The 17,327-nt window shown below is 58.5% G+C and carries 21 protein-coding genes and 1 pseudogene; 5 read left to right on the forward strand and 17 right to left on the reverse strand.

The window, feature by feature from the left end; translation table 11 throughout:
- Positions 1 to 83: 83 nt before the first annotated feature.
- The 4 genes and pseudogenes from JZX89_RS28795 to JZX89_RS23205 all read right to left on the reverse strand — a co-directional run bounded on the left by JZX89_RS28795 (position 84) and on the right by JZX89_RS23205 (position 2,266).
- Positions 84 to 1,034 (reverse strand): FecR family protein, encoded by a 951-nt coding sequence (locus tag JZX89_RS28795; protein WP_207135446.1) that lies wholly within the window; start codon positions 1,032 to 1,034, stop codon positions 84 to 86.
- Complete coding sequence (locus JZX89_RS23195; protein ID WP_207135447.1) at positions 1,031 to 1,555, reverse strand: RNA polymerase sigma factor; 525 nt, start codon at positions 1,553 to 1,555, stop codon at positions 1,031 to 1,033. The genes JZX89_RS28795 and JZX89_RS23195 overlap by 4 nt, the downstream gene beginning before the upstream one ends.
- 145 nt (positions 1,556 to 1,700) lie before the next feature.
- A pseudogene (locus JZX89_RS28670) lies at positions 1,701 to 1,866 on the reverse strand (ATP-binding protein); the annotation flags it as partial.
- Positions 1,867 to 2,029: 163 nt separating this feature from the next.
- On the reverse strand, positions 2,030 to 2,266 hold the full coding sequence (locus JZX89_RS23205) for an acyl carrier protein (RefSeq protein ID WP_046800405.1): 237 nt from the start codon (positions 2,264 to 2,266) through the stop codon (positions 2,030 to 2,032).
- A 309-nt stretch (positions 2,267 to 2,575) separates the two neighbouring features.
- Between JZX89_RS23205 and JZX89_RS23210 the strand changes: the two genes are divergently transcribed.
- Positions 2,576 to 3,673, forward strand: coding sequence for an acyltransferase family protein (locus tag JZX89_RS23210; RefSeq protein WP_207135449.1), 1,098 nt, complete (start codon positions 2,576 to 2,578; stop codon positions 3,671 to 3,673).
- Positions 3,674 to 4,055: 382 nt separating this feature from the next.
- Here JZX89_RS23210 and JZX89_RS23215 read toward each other — a convergent pair whose 3' ends face one another.
- From JZX89_RS23215 to JZX89_RS23275, 13 genes are all read right to left on the reverse strand, one after another.
- Entirely contained in the window at positions 4,056 to 4,343 is a 288-nt protein-coding gene (locus JZX89_RS23215) for a hypothetical protein (protein WP_207135450.1), read from the reverse strand.
- 587 nt (positions 4,344 to 4,930) lie between these two features.
- A complete protein-coding gene (locus tag JZX89_RS23220; RefSeq protein ID WP_174374970.1) occupies positions 4,931 to 5,068 on the reverse strand; it encodes a hypothetical protein in 138 nt (45 codons plus the stop codon).
- Positions 5,069 to 5,156: 88 nt separating this feature from the next.
- The gene (locus JZX89_RS23225; RefSeq protein WP_207135451.1) at positions 5,157 to 5,429 is read right to left on the reverse strand and encodes a hypothetical protein; all 273 of its coding nucleotides are present in this window, start codon (positions 5,427 to 5,429) and stop codon (positions 5,157 to 5,159) included.
- Between the two features lie 146 nt (positions 5,430 to 5,575).
- Positions 5,576 to 5,791, reverse strand: a complete 216-nt coding sequence (locus JZX89_RS23230) for a hypothetical protein (RefSeq protein WP_149901447.1) — start codon at positions 5,789 to 5,791, stop codon at positions 5,576 to 5,578.
- 34 nt (positions 5,792 to 5,825) lie between these two features.
- Positions 5,826 to 6,062 carry a 30S ribosomal protein S21 gene (gene rpsU, locus JZX89_RS23235; RefSeq protein WP_046800410.1) on the reverse strand — a complete coding sequence of 79 codons (237 nt, stop codon included), beginning with the start codon at positions 6,060 to 6,062 and terminating at the stop codon, positions 5,826 to 5,828.
- Positions 6,063 to 6,089: 27 nt separating this feature from the next.
- The gene (locus tag JZX89_RS23240; protein WP_149901446.1) at positions 6,090 to 6,377 is read right to left on the reverse strand and encodes a cold-shock protein; all 288 of its coding nucleotides are present in this window, start codon (positions 6,375 to 6,377) and stop codon (positions 6,090 to 6,092) included.
- Between the two features lie 104 nt (positions 6,378 to 6,481).
- Positions 6,482 to 6,691: a cold-shock protein gene (locus JZX89_RS23245; RefSeq protein WP_046800412.1), complete on the reverse strand. Its 210-nt coding sequence runs from the start codon at positions 6,689 to 6,691 to the stop codon at positions 6,482 to 6,484.
- A 266-nt stretch (positions 6,692 to 6,957) separates the two neighbouring features.
- Positions 6,958 to 7,131 carry a hypothetical protein gene (locus JZX89_RS23250; protein ID WP_194287727.1) on the reverse strand — a complete coding sequence of 58 codons (174 nt, stop codon included), beginning with the start codon at positions 7,129 to 7,131 and terminating at the stop codon, positions 6,958 to 6,960.
- A 334-nt stretch (positions 7,132 to 7,465) separates the two neighbouring features.
- Positions 7,466 to 8,701 carry a Gfo/Idh/MocA family protein gene (locus JZX89_RS23255; protein ID WP_207135452.1) on the reverse strand — a complete coding sequence of 412 codons (1,236 nt, stop codon included), beginning with the start codon at positions 8,699 to 8,701 and terminating at the stop codon, positions 7,466 to 7,468.
- 19 nt (positions 8,702 to 8,720) lie between these two features.
- Complete coding sequence (locus JZX89_RS23260) at positions 8,721 to 9,542, reverse strand: sugar phosphate isomerase/epimerase family protein (RefSeq protein WP_207135453.1); 822 nt, start codon at positions 9,540 to 9,542, stop codon at positions 8,721 to 8,723.
- A 27-nt stretch (positions 9,543 to 9,569) separates the two neighbouring features.
- Complete coding sequence (locus JZX89_RS23265; RefSeq protein WP_207135454.1) at positions 9,570 to 10,733, reverse strand: dihydrodipicolinate synthase family protein; 1,164 nt, start codon at positions 10,731 to 10,733, stop codon at positions 9,570 to 9,572.
- A gap of 10 nt (positions 10,734 to 10,743) precedes the next feature.
- Positions 10,744 to 11,886 (reverse strand): Gfo/Idh/MocA family protein, encoded by a 1,143-nt coding sequence (locus JZX89_RS23270; RefSeq protein WP_207135455.1) that lies wholly within the window; start codon positions 11,884 to 11,886, stop codon positions 10,744 to 10,746.
- Between the two features lie 245 nt (positions 11,887 to 12,131).
- Positions 12,132 to 12,830, reverse strand: coding sequence for a TetR/AcrR family transcriptional regulator (locus JZX89_RS23275; protein ID WP_207135456.1), 699 nt, complete (start codon positions 12,828 to 12,830; stop codon positions 12,132 to 12,134).
- A 118-nt stretch (positions 12,831 to 12,948) separates the two neighbouring features.
- Between JZX89_RS23275 and JZX89_RS23280 the strand changes: the two genes are divergently transcribed.
- The 4 genes from JZX89_RS23280 (at position 12,949) to JZX89_RS23295 (ending at position 17,217) form a co-directional block, all read left to right on the forward strand.
- Positions 12,949 to 14,238 carry an ABC transporter substrate-binding protein gene (locus JZX89_RS23280; RefSeq protein ID WP_174374964.1) on the forward strand — a complete coding sequence of 430 codons (1,290 nt, stop codon included), beginning with the start codon at positions 12,949 to 12,951 and terminating at the stop codon, positions 14,236 to 14,238.
- An 81-nt stretch (positions 14,239 to 14,319) separates the two neighbouring features.
- Complete coding sequence (locus tag JZX89_RS23285) at positions 14,320 to 15,198, forward strand: carbohydrate ABC transporter permease (protein WP_149901489.1); 879 nt, start codon at positions 14,320 to 14,322, stop codon at positions 15,196 to 15,198.
- The gene (locus JZX89_RS23290; RefSeq protein ID WP_010972767.1) at positions 15,191 to 16,066 is read left to right on the forward strand and encodes a carbohydrate ABC transporter permease; all 876 of its coding nucleotides are present in this window, start codon (positions 15,191 to 15,193) and stop codon (positions 16,064 to 16,066) included. Before JZX89_RS23285 ends, JZX89_RS23290 begins: the two co-directional genes overlap by 8 nt.
- A 77-nt stretch (positions 16,067 to 16,143) precedes the next feature.
- Complete coding sequence (locus JZX89_RS23295) at positions 16,144 to 17,217, forward strand: ABC transporter ATP-binding protein (RefSeq protein ID WP_149901440.1); 1,074 nt, start codon at positions 16,144 to 16,146, stop codon at positions 17,215 to 17,217.
- Positions 17,218 to 17,327: the final 110 nt, after the last annotated feature.

The following is a 17,327-nucleotide window of genomic DNA, read 5'->3' on the forward strand; positions in this document are numbered from 1 at the left end:
CCTCTCCGGGGCGGCAGATATTGTTCTGCTCCACGAACGAACGGACCCGCTTTTTAAGGACACCCCCGGCGAAGAAATTTCAGTCAATAAAGAACCGTCAGATAAGGGCCGGCTTTGATGACGCCGATTTCCAGCGCGGCAACCAGATCCGCAAGAGCGGCACCGGGGTTGGAAAGATCGAAATTGCCCGACAGCCGCTTTTGCCGCAGGCTCTGCCGCGTCATGACGATGCGGCCGGGAAGATAACGCTCGAAGGTTTCCACCACTTCTGCAAGCGGCCTGTCCTCGAAGATGAAGCGGCCGTTGCGCCAGGCGGCGACGGAGGAGGGATCGACCGTTTCTATGCTGCCAAGCTGGCCGTTGGGCGAATAATCGATGCGCTGGTTTTCACGAACCCGGCCATTCTGGCCCTGCTTGCCCGTTTCCACCTGCACGCTGTGTTCCAGCACCGTCACGCTCGTCGCTTCGTTGCGCATATCGACATCGAAGGCTGTCCCGAGTGCGGTGGTCGTGCCGCCTGCCGCCTCGACTGAAAAAGGCCTCGCCGCATCGGGGGCGACTTCAACGAAAATTTCCCCGCGCAGCAGTACAACGCGCCGCGCCTCTTTCGAGAAACGCAGTGCAATCGCGGAATGGGCGTTCAGGGTGATGGTCGAACCATCGGGCGTGGTGACGACCTGCCGTTCCGCCGTGCCGGACATATGGTCGGAACGCAGACGCATGGGCATGTCGGTGAGGTAAAAGGCGGAAAGCAGCGAGACGCCGGCAATGGCCGCCGCTGCCGCCTTGGCTTTGCCGCCGCCGCGCCTGCGCGTTGCCTTGGCCAGAAACGCCTGATCAGCCGCCAGAAGCGCGCCGGCGTCGCCCATAAGACATCGGACACGCTCATAGGCCTTTGCATGTCGTTCATCCCCGGCGATCCAGGCATCGAAATGCGCGGCCAGCATGAGGTCGTCCGGGCTTTCCCGTCGCCGCAGGAACCAGTCGACGGCCTCTTCGCGCAGCGTCGAGGCGCTTTTTGCCGATCCCGTCACAGCGTTTCCTCCAGGCAATCAAGGCAATGGAGATAGGCCTTGCGCAGATGACGATCGACCATGTTCTTGCTGATGCCGCTTCGCGCGGCGATCTCAACCGAATTCAGGTTGCCGATGCTGTTGGCAAGGAAGACCTGCCGGCGCTGTAGCGACATCGACATGACGGCGCGGCGCAGCACTTTCAGGCGATGTTCCCGGTCGGCGAGGCTATCGGCATCATTGACCGGCTGTGGCGCGGCAAGCGCTTCCTCCATGCTGCCGGAAAGCAGCCTGCGCTCGAATTGTTCACGGCGGCGGCGGTCGATGCCGAGATTGGCACAGGCGCGCACCAGAAAGGCGCGGATGAGCGAGGTATTTTCGGGAAGCCGGGGTTTGCCGGTCAGGCGCACGTAAAGATCATGGACGATCTCCTGCGAAATGGCAGTCGTGTGTCCGCGACGGTTCATGGCCTTGCACAGTTCCTCATAATAGAGCTGTACGGCATCATCGATGCGTGCGCGGGACGTGGGCTTGCTCCACATGAGGCGGGTTCCCGGTCGGAAGGATTGAACGATCACGGGCTGCATAGGTGAAAAATCACCCCATGGCAATAAACATGACTAATTTTATCATATATCTTTTACACCCAGCGAAAGATGCGCCGGGCGGATGGTGCCCGGCCGTCTTTCAAGCCCCCGCTCTGGCGAAGATCATGGTCTGGATCAGGCCATTTTTTGTGGTTCGCGATGGTGATCGTGTCGCCGAAGCGTTCGATGATTTCCTTCGCGATGGCCTGCCCCAGCCCGACGCCGGGGATCGATTTGCGCCGCGCAAGGTCCGCCCGGAAGAAGGGACAGCTATTTTCGGCGTTTCGGCACCCTTGCAGGTTGCGGTGCAGAGTGAACCCTCACCACAGGCCATGGAGCAGGCCGGACCGCAATCCGCTGTCGCCCGTTGCGGCGCTGTCGGCGGGGTAAACCCGCCGCTGCCGCGTACGCCCAAAATCAGGCCTGAAATCAGGCCTTGTTTTTTTCGATGAAGCGGATGGCATCACCCACGGTCAGGATCGTGTTTGCGGCGGAATCGGGAATTTCCACGCCGAATTCTTCTTCGATTTCCATGACGACCTGAACGACTTCGAGGGAATCGGCACCGAGATCGTCAGCAAAATTGGCGTCGTCGACGACCGTGGCGGGGTCTACGCCAAGCTGGTCCACGATGATTTTTCTGATACGGTCTGCAATGCTGGACATAATGGGACTCCGCGAAAGTTGCCTGTCTCCGATCCGCCCGGTCAGATTTGCGCTTAGGGTATCCCACAAAAATCGAAGCCGGTTTTCGCGGGGCGTGATGCGCAAAGTCAAAGGGGCAATGCATCGATGACATCCGGACGTAGCACGCCTTTAACGTCTGCGGAAGAGTGTCGGCCAAGGGGAAGCGTTTCATAATATTGCGCAGTGTGTGCTGCGTTAAACAGTTTGTGACTGGAAGCGATGAACCGCTGCGCGGTAAACCTCGTTTTTGTAGAATAATATCGTCCAGTCTCACCGAGCCTCAACGCCATGGTCCAATCGTCCCCGGAACGCTTCATATTGCTCGACGGCATAAGGGGTGTGGCTGCCCTCTTCATCGTTCACCGTCATGCCGAGCAGCTTTTCGGAAAAAGCACGGCGTCGAGCTATCTCGCGGTGGATCTGTTCTTTGCCTTGAGCGGTTTTGTGCTGGCGCATGCCTATAGCAGGAGGTTGCTCGAGGGAGCGATTACCCCCGGCTTTTTCATGAAGGCGCGCTTTGCACGTCTTTATCCGCTTTACGGGTTGGCGCTGGCCTTGATGGCCGCCTATTTCATCTGTCTTTATGTGCTGGGCCTGCCGACGCCGATTGATGATCTTCATCGTCATATCGATCCCGTCGAGCTGGCTTTCGCTCTGGTGACGGGACTTCTCTTTCTGCCAGCTCCCTTCACGCTTACCCTCAACGGCGCGTTGTTCCTCGTCAGCCCGGCATGGTCGCTGTTCAATGAACTGGTGGTGAATGTGTTTTATGCCCGTTGGGGCGTGCGGGCCACAACGAAACAGACGGCTGCGGTGCTGGCCGTCAGCGCCATTGTGCTGATGGTGGCCGCCGCTGAGTTTGGCAGGCTGCATGCGGGTTTTCGCTGGAATGAAATGTATGCCGGCATGGGGCGGGTATTTTTCTCATTTTTCGTCGGTGCGCTGATTTATCGTTACCGTAACCGCGCGCCGCGGCTGCGGCCGGTACAGGCTGCTCTCTGTCTTCTGCTGGTCTGCTTCATCCTCGCCGTGCCGATGACGCGGGAGCTTCGACCGTTTTTTGATCTTACGGTCGTGCTTTTCATCTGGCCGCTGCTATTGTTCGTCGCAAGCCAGACGGTTCCGGGCCGCGGGACGGCAATGGTGTCGGTGTTTTTGGGGACGGCGTCCTATGCGGTGTATGTTCTGCATATTCCGCTTCTTGCCTGGACGGAGCTTCTGATGCCCGTGGTCGATGGGACGAACATGGCTTTGCCGGCCGGCATCGCTTTCCTGGTCGGGACGACCTGCCTGTCCTGGTGGCTGACGGTGCATTATGATCAGCCCGTTCAGAAATGGCTGAAGAACCGTCTGAAAAAGCCGGCAAAGATCAGCCAGACGGTTTGATCGGAGGTTAAATTTGGGCGGCTTCAGTAATGCGCAAAGATCGGAGCCGTCAGTATGAATGCCGCGACGAGGCTGATGATCGTCAGTTTCGCCGCTCGCATACGCCGCATCCTGCGGCCGCTCCAGTCATACGTCATACTCCACCCTCCACGCAGACGCAAAACTTGCCGATATGAAACCCGGTTCAGACATCGCCGCAAGCCAGTCGTGGCTCTGCAATATCCGATGCTGCAATTCCATACGGGGAGCGTCCCGTGTTGCGCTAGAACGCATTCAGGACGCTCCATTTCAGTGTTGCCTGATATATGGCATTTGCCAAGCCGTTATTTTCATCGGTGATTTTGAAGATTGCTCTTCATGCAAGGCACGAGGGTACATTTCCTCACCGATAGAGCGGCGGCAGGCCCTGGATCGCGTAACGCGGCAGCGGTTTCCACGCCTTCACACGTTCATGTTTGTGAGTGCCGAACAGAAACAGCATTTCCTCGGAAAGATCGTCCGGGTCGGTCAGTCCGTCCTGAAACAGCTGGATCACCTTGCGGGCCGCATTGTTATAAAGAAGGGCTTCATCATCTATGAGGTGGTGGTCATAACCGAGACCTTCGAGCACCGTTTGAAGCATTTTCAGGTCTCGTGATGAGATGATACAATTGTCGCATGTGGAAGACATGACGTCCTCCTTTCTGTGGAGTACACAAAGCCGGAGCGCCAAGCGTCCGTGGGGACGCTGTGGAAGGACGCTTCAACGTTTTGAAACGACGGGCTTTTCCAAAGAAAACCGTTTCCGGTGTCCCGGCCGATGCCGCCGTGCATGTCGTGTAAATTTGCGAAACGGTCCTGTCGGTCAACGACATGCGCAGGACGGGGGCTTGCGGACGGCATAGCAGCCTGACGGCGGTAACGCCCATTGATTACCGATGAATAAGCGTGCGCCCTTTGCGGGCGATAGGCAAGTTAATTCGGCTGGTGGTCGCCCGTTCGGAGATATTTGTAATCTGTAATCTTCGGCATTGCGGGCAACAAAAAAGGCCGGGGCAATATTGCACCGACCTTCCTCATATCGCTTTCAACACCAGTGCCAGTACATCCGTGGTCAAAAGTCTAAAGCGACTAAAACAACTGCGAACGACAATTTCATTCGCGCTCACCAGCAGCTGCTATATGAGCTATATAGGTGGGCAATGTGGCCAAAACAAGTCCGGAAGCTAAAAGGATGTTTTACCCTCTATAATCTGCCGGCGGCCAGCTCAAACCCTGTTATTTCTTCTTGCCATCCGCCGTCGTGGCGTTTGCGAACTTGACCTGCGAACCGGTCGGTGCTGCCTCCGCGGCTTTGGTCTTGTCCTTCTTCGGTTTGCGGACTTCCTTGTTGCTGCGCAATTGACCCTTGGCCATGGTGTTCTCCTCGTGTTGAAGCGGTATTTGATGTAACGCGTGAGCATGGTCGCTCAAGGCGGACAGGGGGGCGGAATCGCCTTCAGCCTCAGGGCGAAGGTGGTCCCGTGAGTGAATGTTTCCCGAAGGACAGGGTCGATTTGGACAGGCGGATGCGGCCCGCGGGAACGGCTCTCTTCAACACGTCGGTCTGGACGCCAAAATCGGGAAAGACCGAAAAGCAGGTATCGCGATCCTGGCGAAAGGCCGTTTCTTCAGCAGCGTTCAGAAGCAGGCGCAGCGATGCATTTTCCCGGTACCCCGCGCCGCCGGTGCGGACGAGGTTGCGTGAAAGGCTTGGTGCATAAAACTCGGAAGACATGACGTCCTCCTTTCGTTTGGGGCGAGGACTGTCTGCCCTCAATCACCAGCGCCCTTCAACAGGTTGCTGACAGGCGAAAGGTGCGCCTGTTGCGTATAAGGTTCAAGAGGTTTTTCGAGTGGACGGCGGCAAAATGCGCAACCGCGCTATTTTTTGCCGGACGGCCTTTTGGCAGGGGTGTGCGGAGTGGCGGCGGTTGCCGCCTCCTGCGCTTCGCGAAGCTGGCGAAGCCGTTCCGTCTTGCGCGCGCGCTGGTCGGATTCGGCAGTGATAATCTGTCTTGCCGCCTTGTCCGTCATCGACGCCTTATCCTGAGAGGACAGTTTTTCGGGTTTGAAAACAGCCTCTTTTGGTTCGGTCATGACGTTCTCCTTTGCGGGAAGGCAGGATTAGCGGTTAGCGGGTGCGGGCAGCCTTTTTAGGAGCCGGCAGCAGTCCCTCGCGCTGCATCTTTTTTCTCGCCAGCTTGCGGTGGCGGCGCACGGCTTCGGCTTCTTCACGAACGCGCTTTGCCGACGGCTTTTCGTAAGCTTCGCGGGCACGCATTTCGCGGAAAATACCTTCGCGCTGCATTCTCTTCTTCAAGACGCGAAGCGCTTGCTCGACATTGTTATCTCTGACGATGACCTGCAAAATATCTCCTTAAAGCAGCCGTTGCTGCTATTTTCTGATTTTGATCGTGTTCGAGTTGATCCAGCTGGATCCCGAAGCACGCGGTGCTGAACTTTCCGCATCCATTACTCGAGATGAGGACGAAGCGGTATCGATTTCATCGGATGCAATGTTCCGTTCGAAGTTCTCGTTCTGAAAACGAACCCTGAAACGAACAAGACCCTGTGTTTCCGGCAGAACCATGACGATCCGGCCGGGACCGCTGGGCTGATTGCCGCCAAGGACGCCCGCCTTGAGGACAATCGCATCGCCGGTGCGGTAAAGATTTTTGCGCATGAGGGCCTCCCATGGCCAAAAAAAGTAAAAGGCCGGGCGTAACCCGACCTCTCAGAATCATTTCGCGCCGCTGCCGTGTTGACGCCAGCGGCGCGAATGAAAAATCAGGCAGCGCGCAGATTGTCGGCGGAGCTTTTGCCCGAGCGACGGTCCTGAACGATGTCGTAGGTGACCTTCTGGCCGTCATTCAGCGAACGCAGACCTGCGCGCTCAACTGCGGAGATGTGAACGAAAACGTCCGTGCCGCCGTTGTCAGGCTGAATGAAGCCGAAGCCCTTGGTGGCGTTGAACCACTTTACAGTACCAGTGTTCATAACGATTTCCTTTCGTAGCAATCGTTGTGGTTCCCGCGATACCTTGCGGGATTGGATCGATTATTTGAGAGGAAATCCAACGAGAGCACAGGGCTGGAGCGTCGGTCACAAGCAATTGTCGATTGGGCAAATATAGCCGGAATTTTCAATTTTGCAACGTGGGCGCGGTGGAAAATACGTGAGGCCATCTTAGTATTTCTTGTAAGTAAGTATTTTACAAACATTTTCCCCGCTGCCTGGCAGCCGCGCGCCGCGCAGGATACGTGTCAACCGGCCCCCGGTGAAACATCCTTCGAGTTGTCGCCATCCGGCAAGCTGCCTGCGCCCGGCGTCTTGTCATAATCGGTGAGGGAAGGTTTGGCGTGTGGGCCAGCAGGCGGAATCTCGCTAGCCTTCGAAGGGCCTTTTTCGTCGGTTTGCGGCTTTTTTGGCTGCGTCATGGCGTGTTCTCCTTTGGAAAGAAAACGCCGGGAGAAGCGCGAGGTTCCGCTGCCGCGCATGGTTGTGCGCAGGTGTTAAGCCTTCAGCGGCGGGATCGCGGTTTTTTCTCGTCCCTGTTCATATCGCGTCCCACCCATTTGAAGAAAACAAAGAGGCTGGCACCGATGATGATAAGCGGAACGAAGGATTCAAAACTGGACATAATTCACTCTTTCTTCCCCCGGCCATCATCTTACCGGGATGGAAGAAGCACGTAATCTGCGGAATATCGTCCGTTCTTTTTGCCAATTGCAGCGTGCGGCCCGCTATCGAAGGGGCCGCGCGCCGAAGATTCTACAGCGGCAGAGATTTCACGGCCTCAGAGCCGCCCTCACGGGCGCTCTTCAGCGCCGCCACACCACAGAGAACCGACATGGCGCCGGCGCGTGAGCCGGCCCGCTGCCGCAGCCGGTCGTTCGAGCCGGGCTTGAAGATCATGTCGCGCATGCGGTTGTCGCCGCCATAATGGCCGCCCGGCTCATGCGGCACCCAGATGCGTTCGACGCCGCCGCCAAAGCTTTTCACGACAAGGATTTCGTCGGCGGGCGGCTCAGTCCAGGGCTGCTTTTCATATTGGCGCATTTCGATTCGGCCCTTATGGCCGTTGAAGGCAATGTGATGACCCTCGATCGGCATATAGGTGTTGAGCGAATAGGACACCTGCACGCCGCTGGCATAACGGATCGAGGCGCTCATCGTATCAGGGATATCGATCTCCTCGCGGAAGACGCAGGCGTCGCGCATATAACCGTCGATGCTCGAAGGGTCTTCATAAAGCGCATCGAGAAAGGGATCGGCGCCGAGATCCATGAAATAATCGCACTCATCCTTGTGCGGACAGGTGCGACAGCGCGTTCCGCGGAACGGGCCGTTCTTGCCATAATGCAGCAATTGCCCGAAACCCTTCACTTCCACGGGGTCGGAATCGAGATACCAGTTCAGAAGATCGAAATGGTGCGTGGCCTTGTGGACGAACAGGCTGCCGGAATGTTCGGTGAAGGCGTGCCAGCGGCGGAAGTAGTCCGCGCCGTGCTGGTTATCCAGATACCAGTGGAAATCGACTGACGTGACGGTGCCGATCGCGCCGTCATCGATCAGTTCCTTGATTCGCGCGGCCGTTGGCGAAAAACGATAGTTGAAAGACACATCGACGCGCCGGCCGCTTTTGGCCTCCGCTGCGCGAATACGATCGATCTTTTCAGGGGTGGTGGTCATCGGTTTTTCACTGATGACATCGGCACCGCCTTCAAGGGCGCGGATGATGATGTCGTCATGGGTGTCGTCAGGCGTGCAGACGATGACCAGTTCAGGTTTCTGCTCCAGCATCATGCGGTCGAAATCGTCGTAAAGCGGTGCGCTCGATCCCATCATGGCGCGGGCGCGTTCGGCGCGCATCAGGTTCAGGTCGCAAATGCCGACCAGCTCGACATAATCGCTCCAGCCGGCCAGAAGTTCGCGGCCCCACATGGTGGTGCCGCGATTGCCGGTGCCGACCAGCGCATAACGTTTGCGTTTCACCCTTTCAGGCATTGTCTCTCTCCCGGATATCTCAACAAACAGTCTTGAAACGCTCGACGACGGTGGTGAGAACCTCGTCCATCGGGCGTGCCTGCCAGCGATGCGAAAAAATCTCCACTTCCTGCGGACCATGGAAGCCGGCGGCCTCGATCATGGCGCGAAATGCCTTCAGGTCAATCACGCCGTCGCCCATCATGCCGCGATCATTGAGCGGATCGGTGGTCGGCACCAGCCAGTCGCAGATGTGGTGCGCCAATATCTGCCCGTTCCTGCCGGCGCGCGCTACCTGTTCCTCCAGTTCCGGGTCCCACCAGACATGGTAGACGTCGATGGCGACGCCGGTGCCGGCGCCCAGCCGGTCGCAGAGATCGAGCGACTGTTTCAGCGTGTTGAAACAGGCCCGCTCGGCGGCATAGAAGGGATGCAGCGGTTCGATGGCAAGCGGCACGCCGGCAGCCCGCGCATAGGGCAGAAGTTCGGCCATGCCGTCCTCCACCATCTGCCGCGCGCCTTTGAGGTCACGCGAGCCGGCGGGCAGACCGCCCACGACAAGCACAAGACAATCGGCCTTCATGGCGGCGGCTTCATCGACGGCGCGTTTATTGTCCTCGATTGCCAGACGGCGGCCCTCCGCATCGGGAGCGGGAAAAAAGCCGCCACGGCAATGGCCGGAGAGGCGGATGCCGTTCTGCTCAACGATGCGCGCGGCTTGCGCAAGGCCGATGCCATGCACCTGCTCGCGCCAGGGCGAGATGGCGGTAATGCCATGCGCAAGGCAGGCATCGACAATGGCGTCGAAGGAGCCGCCCTGACGCACGGTGGCGAAATTGATGGAAAGGCCTTCAAGGCTCATCTCTGTATCTCCCCTTGTTCTGCTGCCTCAGCCAATGCCCCGGACCGAAAGGAATGCCTTCATGCGGTGCGTCGCCAAATCCGGTTCGGCAAGCACATTGGCCTTGTCCGCCAGCCGGAAAAGCTCGGCGAAATGTTGGGTGGAGCGGGTGCTTTCCTGCCCGCCAACCATGGTGAAATGCTCCTGCAACCCGTTGAGATAGGCGAGGAACACCACGCCGGTCTTGTAGAAGCGGGTCGGGGCCTTGAAGATATGGCGTGAGAGCGCCACCGTCGGCTCAAGAATATCGAAGAATTCATTGTCCGCGCCGCGCTTCAGGCTGGCCAGCGCCTTGGAGGCGGCCGGCGCAATGGCGTCGAAAATGCCGAGCAGAGCGTCCGAATGGCCCCGTTCGTCACCGGCGATCAGTTCGGCATAATTGAAGTCGTCGCCGGTATACATGCGCACACCAGCCGGCAGGCGGCGGCGCATGGCGATTTCCTTTTCCTTGGAAAGAAGCGAAATCTTGATGCCGTCGATCTTGTCGGCATTTTCCTCGATCATGGCAAGGCAGGTTTCCATGGCCTGCATGTGGTCACCGGAACCCCAGTAACCCTCGAGCGCCGGGTCAAACATCTCACCCAGCCAGTGGATCACCACTTTCTGCTCGGCGCGGGAAAGCACCTTGGCGTAAGCCTTGAGATAATCATCCGGGGAACGGGCAGCAGCGGCCAGCGCGCGGCTCGCCATCAGGATTACCCGCCCGCCTTCTTCCTGAACAAAATCAATCTGTTCCAGATAAGAGTCGATAATCTGGTTTAGATCATAACCGCCACCATTCAGATGGTCGGTGCCGACGCCGCAGGCAATTAGTGCATCCTTGCGGGTCGCTGCTTCCTTCAGCGAACGGGAGATCAGTTCCTGCGCCTGCGGCCATGCCAGCCCCATGCCGCGTTGTGCGGTATCCATCGCCTCGGCGACACCGAGGCCGAGGTCCCACAGGCGGTGACGGAAGCGCAGGGTTGCGTCCCAGTCGATGGCGGGCGTCAGCCACGGGTCGTTATCGGCAAACGGATCGGCCACCACATGGGCGGCGGCGAAAGCGATGCGGTTGAAATCCGCAGCACTTCGTTTTTCAACAGCGACCGGCGTGCCGGACAGCCGGTAGACCTCGATACTGCGGTCGTCTTTCGGAAGCTTGAGTTCGCTCACGTCAGCCTCCTCAGGAAATAGCGGGAACGTCGAGCCAGCGGCGTTCCTTCCACGATCTCAGCCCCAGTTCGGCAAGCTGCACGCCCTTCACACCTTCCATCAGGCCATAGGGCCACGGGTCATTGTCGACGAGGTGGCGCACGAACATTTCCCACTGCGCCTTGAAGCCGTTGTCGTAGACGACATTGTCAGGCACTTCCTGCCAGGTTTTGTAGAAGTCGATGGTCTGCGGCTGGTCGGGGTTCCACACCGGCTTCGGCGTGTTGGTGCGGTGCTGGGTAAAGCATTTGGTCAGGCCCGCCACCGCCGAACCATGGGTGCCATCCACCTGAAAGGTGACGAGATCGTCGCGGCGCACGCGCACCGCCCATGAGGAGTTGATGTGGGCGATAGCGCCGCCTTCCAGCTCGAAAGTGGCATAGGCCGCATCGTCCGCATCCGCCTTATAAGCTTTGCCCTGTTCGTCGAAACGCTCGGGAATATGGGTCGCGCCAAGGCAGCTTACCGATTTCACCGGGCCGAACAGATTGTCGAGCACATAACGCCAGTGGCACAGCATATCGAGAATGATGCCGCCGCCATCCTTCAGGCGGTAATTCCACGAGGGACGTTGCGCCGGCTGCCAGTCGCCCTCGAATACCCAATAACCAAACTCGCCGCGCACCGAGAGGATCTTGCCGAAAAAGCCGCTGTCACGCAGCATGGCGAGCTTGCGAAGGCCCGGCAGGAACAGTTTGTCCTGCACCACGCCGTGTTTGATGCCGGCACTTTCGGCGAGCCGGGCAATCGCCAGCGCCTCTTCCATGGTGTCGGAAATGGGTTTCTCGCAATAGACGTTCTTGCCGGCCTTGATGGCCTTCTCCAAAAGGCTGCCGCGCATCTGCGTGGTGCCGGCATCGAAGAACAGCGTGTCATCAGGGTTCGCCAAAGCAGCATCGATATCGGTCGTCCAGCGGGCGACATTGTGCTTCCTGGCGATTTCCTCGATCTTCGCGCCATTGCGACCGACCAGAATAGGGTCGAGCATGACCCTTTCACCGTTCTTCAAAAGCACGCCGCCCTGATCGCGAATGGCGAGAACGGAGCGCACGAGATGCTGGTTGTAACCCATGCGGCCGGTGATGCCGTGCATGATGACGCCGATACGTTTCATGAATTTCCTCCCAAGGCGGCCTTCTCCCGAAAGACCTCTTCCGTCAAACATGGCGATTTGTAACCATTTGGTTATTTGTGGTCGTGAAGGATGCGATCTGTCAAGGTGTTTTTGGCCGACAAAATTCAAATTTCGAGGGAGGCCGTCGTCTGCCTTCTTCACCGCGTCGCAAAAGAAAACGACGCGCTTCGCGGATGCGAAAGCGCGTCGTCGCTGTTGTTAAACGAGAATTCGGTTCTGCCGGCTCAGACTGGCCGCACTGCAGCAAGCAGCGTGTCGACGATGTGCTGGCCCCATCTTTCCAGTTCGGCAGGGTCGGTCAGGTCGCGCTGGAAGATCGTCGACAGCGTAAACCGGTTCGAAAGATAGAACGCGCCGAGCGAAGCGATGGTCAGATAAACGTCGATCGGATCCAGACCATCGCGGAATTCGCCGGTATCACGGCCGCGCCGCAGCACCTCTTCAAGCTCCGAAATGAAATTTGAATGCATAGCCGCAATCGTCGGGGATTGCCTGAGATAGCGGGCTTTGTTGAGGTTTTCGGTCGCAAGGATGCTCAGGAATTCGGGGTGATCGAGGAAATAATGCCAGGTGAAAAGCGCAAGCTCCCGCAACCCCTCCGAAGGCGGCTTGCGGGTGAGGTCAAGTCGCCCTTCGGTGTGGCGGATGTGGCGATAGGCGTCTTCCAGAACGGCGAGATAAAGCGCATCCTTGTCGCCGAAATAATGGTAGATCATCCGCTTGTTGGTGCCGGCGCGGCGGGCGACGACGTCTATCCGTGCGCCCGCCAGCCCCTTGGCGGCCACCTCGCGGCGAGCGGCTTCAAGGATGGCGGCCCTGGTTCTTTCCGGGTTTCGAACCTGTGCGGTGGCGCGTTTGCGCTTGGGGGCAGGCGTTTTCTCAGGAGCCGGATCGGGCTGATGGTTTTTTGTCGTTTCTTCCATTTCAGCACCCGCTTGACAATGTTTGCGATCAGTGTTCCCATGTAACCAATTAGTTATAAAACGGCAAGTGTCGTTTGCACTCATCATCAATTTGGCAGTCAATAGGGAGGAGTTGCCAATGTCCGTGATGCTTCACAGGAGAAGTGTGCTTTCAGCGGGGCTTGCGGCCCTTTCACTCGCAACATTGGGGGGCGGTTCAGCGCAGGCTCAGGCCGCGCGGCTGCGGATGTTGTGGTGGGGATCGCAGGAACGCGCCGATCGCACCAACAAGGCGATAGCCGCCTATAAGCAGGCCAAACCGGATCTCGACATTGCCGGTGAATTCGCCGGCTGGAGTGATTATTGGCCGCGCCTTGCCACGCAGGTGGCCGGCCGCAATGCGCCTGACCTGATTCAGATGGATTATCGTTACATCTTCGAATATGGCCGTCGCGGCGCGCTGGCGCCGCTGGACGACTATATCGGTAAGGGCTTGAAAATCGAGGACTTCGGCAAGATGAACATCGATTCCGGTCGGGTCGATGGCAAGCTTTACGGCATCAACCTCGGGGTCAATTCCAGCGCTGTCTTCTTCGACAAGGCGGCGTGGGAAAAATCCGGCGCGACACCGCCGTCAACCGGACAGACCTGGGAAGAGTTTGCCGAAAACGCCGCCAAGCTCAGCAAGAACAAGCCGAAGCCCGGTTATTATGCCACGGCCGATGCCAGCGGCGTGGAGCCGAGCTTCGAAAACTGGCTGCGCCAGAACGGCAAATCGCTCTACACGCAGGATGGCGGCATCGGTTTCGACCCGACCGACGCAACCAAGTGGTTCACGCTCTGGGCGGATCTGCGCAAGAGCGGCGCCTGTGTGCCGGCCGATGTGCAGGCGCTCGACCAGCTCAATATCGAAACCAACCCGCTGACGACGGGCAAGGCGGCAACCGCATTCGCCCATTCCAACCAGTTCGTCGGTTATCAGAAGCTCAATAAGGCGAAACTTGCCATAAGCTCCTATCCGAAGAGCACGAAGGATGGCCCTTCCGGCCATTATCTGAAGCCTTCCATGCTCATCAGTGTCGCCAATGGCAGCGCCGGCATCGAGCAGGCGGTTGGGTTCATCAACTTCCTCGTCGCCGAGCCACAGGGCATCGACATCCTGGGCGTCGAACGCGGCGTTCCGGCCTCGGAATCCATGCGTAACGCGCTTACCCCCAAGCTCGACGAGGTCAGCAAGAGCATGGTGGAATATATTGCCGAGATTACCCCCGGTGTCGGCGATCTGCCGCCGGCGCCACCTCCGGGTGCGGGCGAATTCGCCTTCGTGCTCAAGCGCACGGCGGAGGAAGTTGGCTTCGGCAAGATTTCGCCTGAAGAGGGCGGTGACCGTCTCGTCAAGGAATCTGAAACCGTTATCAAACGGAAGTGATGGCGTATGGCATTTCGATCTGAAACTCTTGTGGGGGAGAGCCGTGGCGTGGCTCTCCCGAAACGGGGCGGCGCAAGGCGGATGTTCGATCGCAACATCCACGCCTACCTGTTTCTTCTGCCCTGGCTGATTGGCTTCTTCGGCCTCACCCTCGGCCCGGCGCTCGCGTCGCTTTATCTGTCCTTCACCAATTATGACCTGTTGCAGTCGCCGGACTGGGTGGGGGCGGCAAACTATGTGCGCATCGCCACCGATGATCCGAAATTTGCAGCCGCCATGCAGGTGACCTTTACCTATGTGCTGCTGTCGGTGCCGCTGAAGCTCATCTTCGCGTTGCTGGTGGCGCTTGCCTTCAATCGCGGCATCAAGGGTTTGACGCTCTACCGGGCGATCTTCTATCTGCCGTCGCTGCTTGGCTCCAGCGTGGCGATTGCGGTACTCTGGCGCCAGCTTTTCGCCTCTGACGGTCTCGTCAACATGATCCTGTGGCAGGCTTTCGGTTATGAAGGGCCGAGCTGGATTTCCAATCCGGATTATTCGATCTACACGCTGGTCATCCTGTCCGTCTGGCAGTTCGGCTCGCCGATGATCATCTTCCTCGCGGGTCTGAGACAAATCCCGCAGGATATGTATGAAGCTGCCGAAATCGATGGTGCAGGCAAGATGCGGCAGTTCTTCCGCATTACCCTGCCGCTTCTGACGCCGGTTATCTTCTTCAACGCGGTGATCCAGACGATCGACGCCTTCAAGGCCTTCACGCCCGCCTTCATCATTTCCGAAGGCACCGGCGGGCCGATCAACTCGACGCTGTTCTACACGCTCTACCTCTATCAGGAAGCCTTTGGTTTCTTCCGCATGGGCTATGCTTCGGCGCTTGCCTGGATTTTGGTGATCATCATCTCGCTGTTCACGGCCTTCTCGTTCCTCAGCGCGAAATACTGGGTACATTACGATGACTGACGCTGTTACCGCTCCCCGGCCGGGACAAGGCCCGCAACGCTCGCCGCTGAAATCGGTGATGCTCCACACCGCGCTGATCATCGCTTCCTTTGCGATGCTCTATCCGATCCTGTGGATGATTTCAGGTTCGTTCCGGCCGCAGGATGAGCTGTTTGGTTCTTCCTCGCTCATTCCCTCGGCGGTCGATGTCGGCGGCTATATTCGCGGCTGGACCGGGCTGCAGGTGAGTTTCGGCCAGTTCTTCTGGAACTCCTTCTTCATCTCGGTGCTCGCCACCATAGGGAACGTGGTCGGCTGCTCGCTCACTGCCTTTGCTTTCGCCCGGCTTCGGTTCGGCGGGCGCAATTTCTGGTTCGCGCTGATGCTCGGCACCTTGATGCTGCCCTATCACGTCGTGCTCATCCCGCAATATATCCTGTTTCTGGAAATGGGCTGGGTGAACACCTCGCTGCCGTTGATCGTGCCGAAATATCTGGCGACGGATGCCTTCTTCATTTTCCTCATGGTACAGTTCTTCCGCGGTATCCCGCGTGAACTGGACGAGGCGGCTGTCATGGATGGCTGCTCGCCCTTCCGCATCTACTGGAAGATCATGCTGCCGCTATCGATGCCGGTGCTGGCGACGGCCGCCATTTTTTCGTTCATCTGGACCTGGGACGATTTCTTCGGGCCGTTGATCTATCTGAACGACATCAACACCTACACCGTGCAGCTCGGCCTCAGATCCTTCGTGGATTCCACCGGCAGCTCGGACTGGACCTCGCTTTTCGCCATGTCCAACCTGTCACTGGTGCCGGTCTTCCTGTTCTTCCTGTTTTTCCAGCGGCTGCTGATCGAAGGCATCGCCACGACGGGAATGAAACGCTGAACCGACAAAACATTTTATAAGACCATCAACACTGTCGCGGCTGCCCTTGGCGCGGCGCGACAGTCGGGAGAAACAGCATGGCAAGCAGCATTACTCTGGAAAAAATCGTCAAGCGGTTCGGTGCTTTTCCGGTCATCCACGGCATCGATCTCAAGATCGAACCCGGCGAATTCACCGTTTTCGTCGGCCCTTCAGGCTGCGGCAAATCCACGCTTCTGCGCATGATTGCCGGTCTGGAGGAAATCTCCGGAGGCGACGTTCGTATCGATGGCGAGAGGGTCAACGAGACCGCCGCCTCCAAGCGCGGCATCGCCATGGTCTTCCAGTCCTATGCCCTTTATCCGCATATGAGCGTTTACAAGAACCTTGCCTTCGGGCTGGAAACCGCGGGTTACAAAAAACCGGAAGTCGAGGCGCGGGTACAGAAGGCCGCCGATATCCTGCAGATCGGCCCGCTGTTGCAGCGCAAGCCGAAGGCGCTTTCCGGCGGCCAGCGCCAGCGTGTCGCCATTGGCCGGGCCATCGTGCGCGAGCCGAAAATCTTCCTGTTCGACGAGCCGCTCTCCAACCTTGATGCGGAACTGCGCGTGCAGATGCGCGTCGAAATCGCCAAGCTGCACCAGACGCTCGGCAGCACTATGATCTATGTGACGCATGACCAGGTGGAAGCCATGACCATGGCCGACAAGATCGTCGTCCTGCGTGACGGCCGCATCATGCAGGTCGGACGTCCGCTCGATCTCTACAATAATCCCGCCAACCAGTTCGTGGCCGGTTTCATCGGCTCGCCGAAGATGAATTTCCTCTCCGCAAAAGTGGCTTCAGGCGACAGTTCCAACCGCACCATCGAGGTGGCCGGCCAGCGCATCGTGCTGGAAAAACCAGTTGCGGCCGGCGAAGGCGAACCGCTGACCTTCGGCGTGCGCCCCGAACACGTCAACCCGCAGGCGCAATCCTCGCTCGGCGAAGCTTCCATCCAGCTCGTGGAACATCTCGGCGGCTCGACAGTGGTTTACACCAGCACCCCCGACGGCCAACCGGCCACCGTGCTGCTGGACGGCCAGCGCCAAATCCGTATCGGCGAGACCATTCCCTTTGCATTCGATCTGGCCAAGACGCATCTGTTTGGGGCGGATGGGCGGCGGATATGAGAACGAGTGGGTGGCAGCTGTCTCACCATAGGGCGGCTAACGAAGTCCGCAAAGCTTGCGTTCGTTATCCTCGGGCTTGTCCCGAGGATCTGCAACGTGTTGATTTTGTT

This window comes from Agrobacterium burrii (assembly GCF_017313405.1).
Classification (GTDB): Bacteria; Pseudomonadota; Alphaproteobacteria; order Rhizobiales; family Rhizobiaceae; genus Agrobacterium; species Agrobacterium burrii.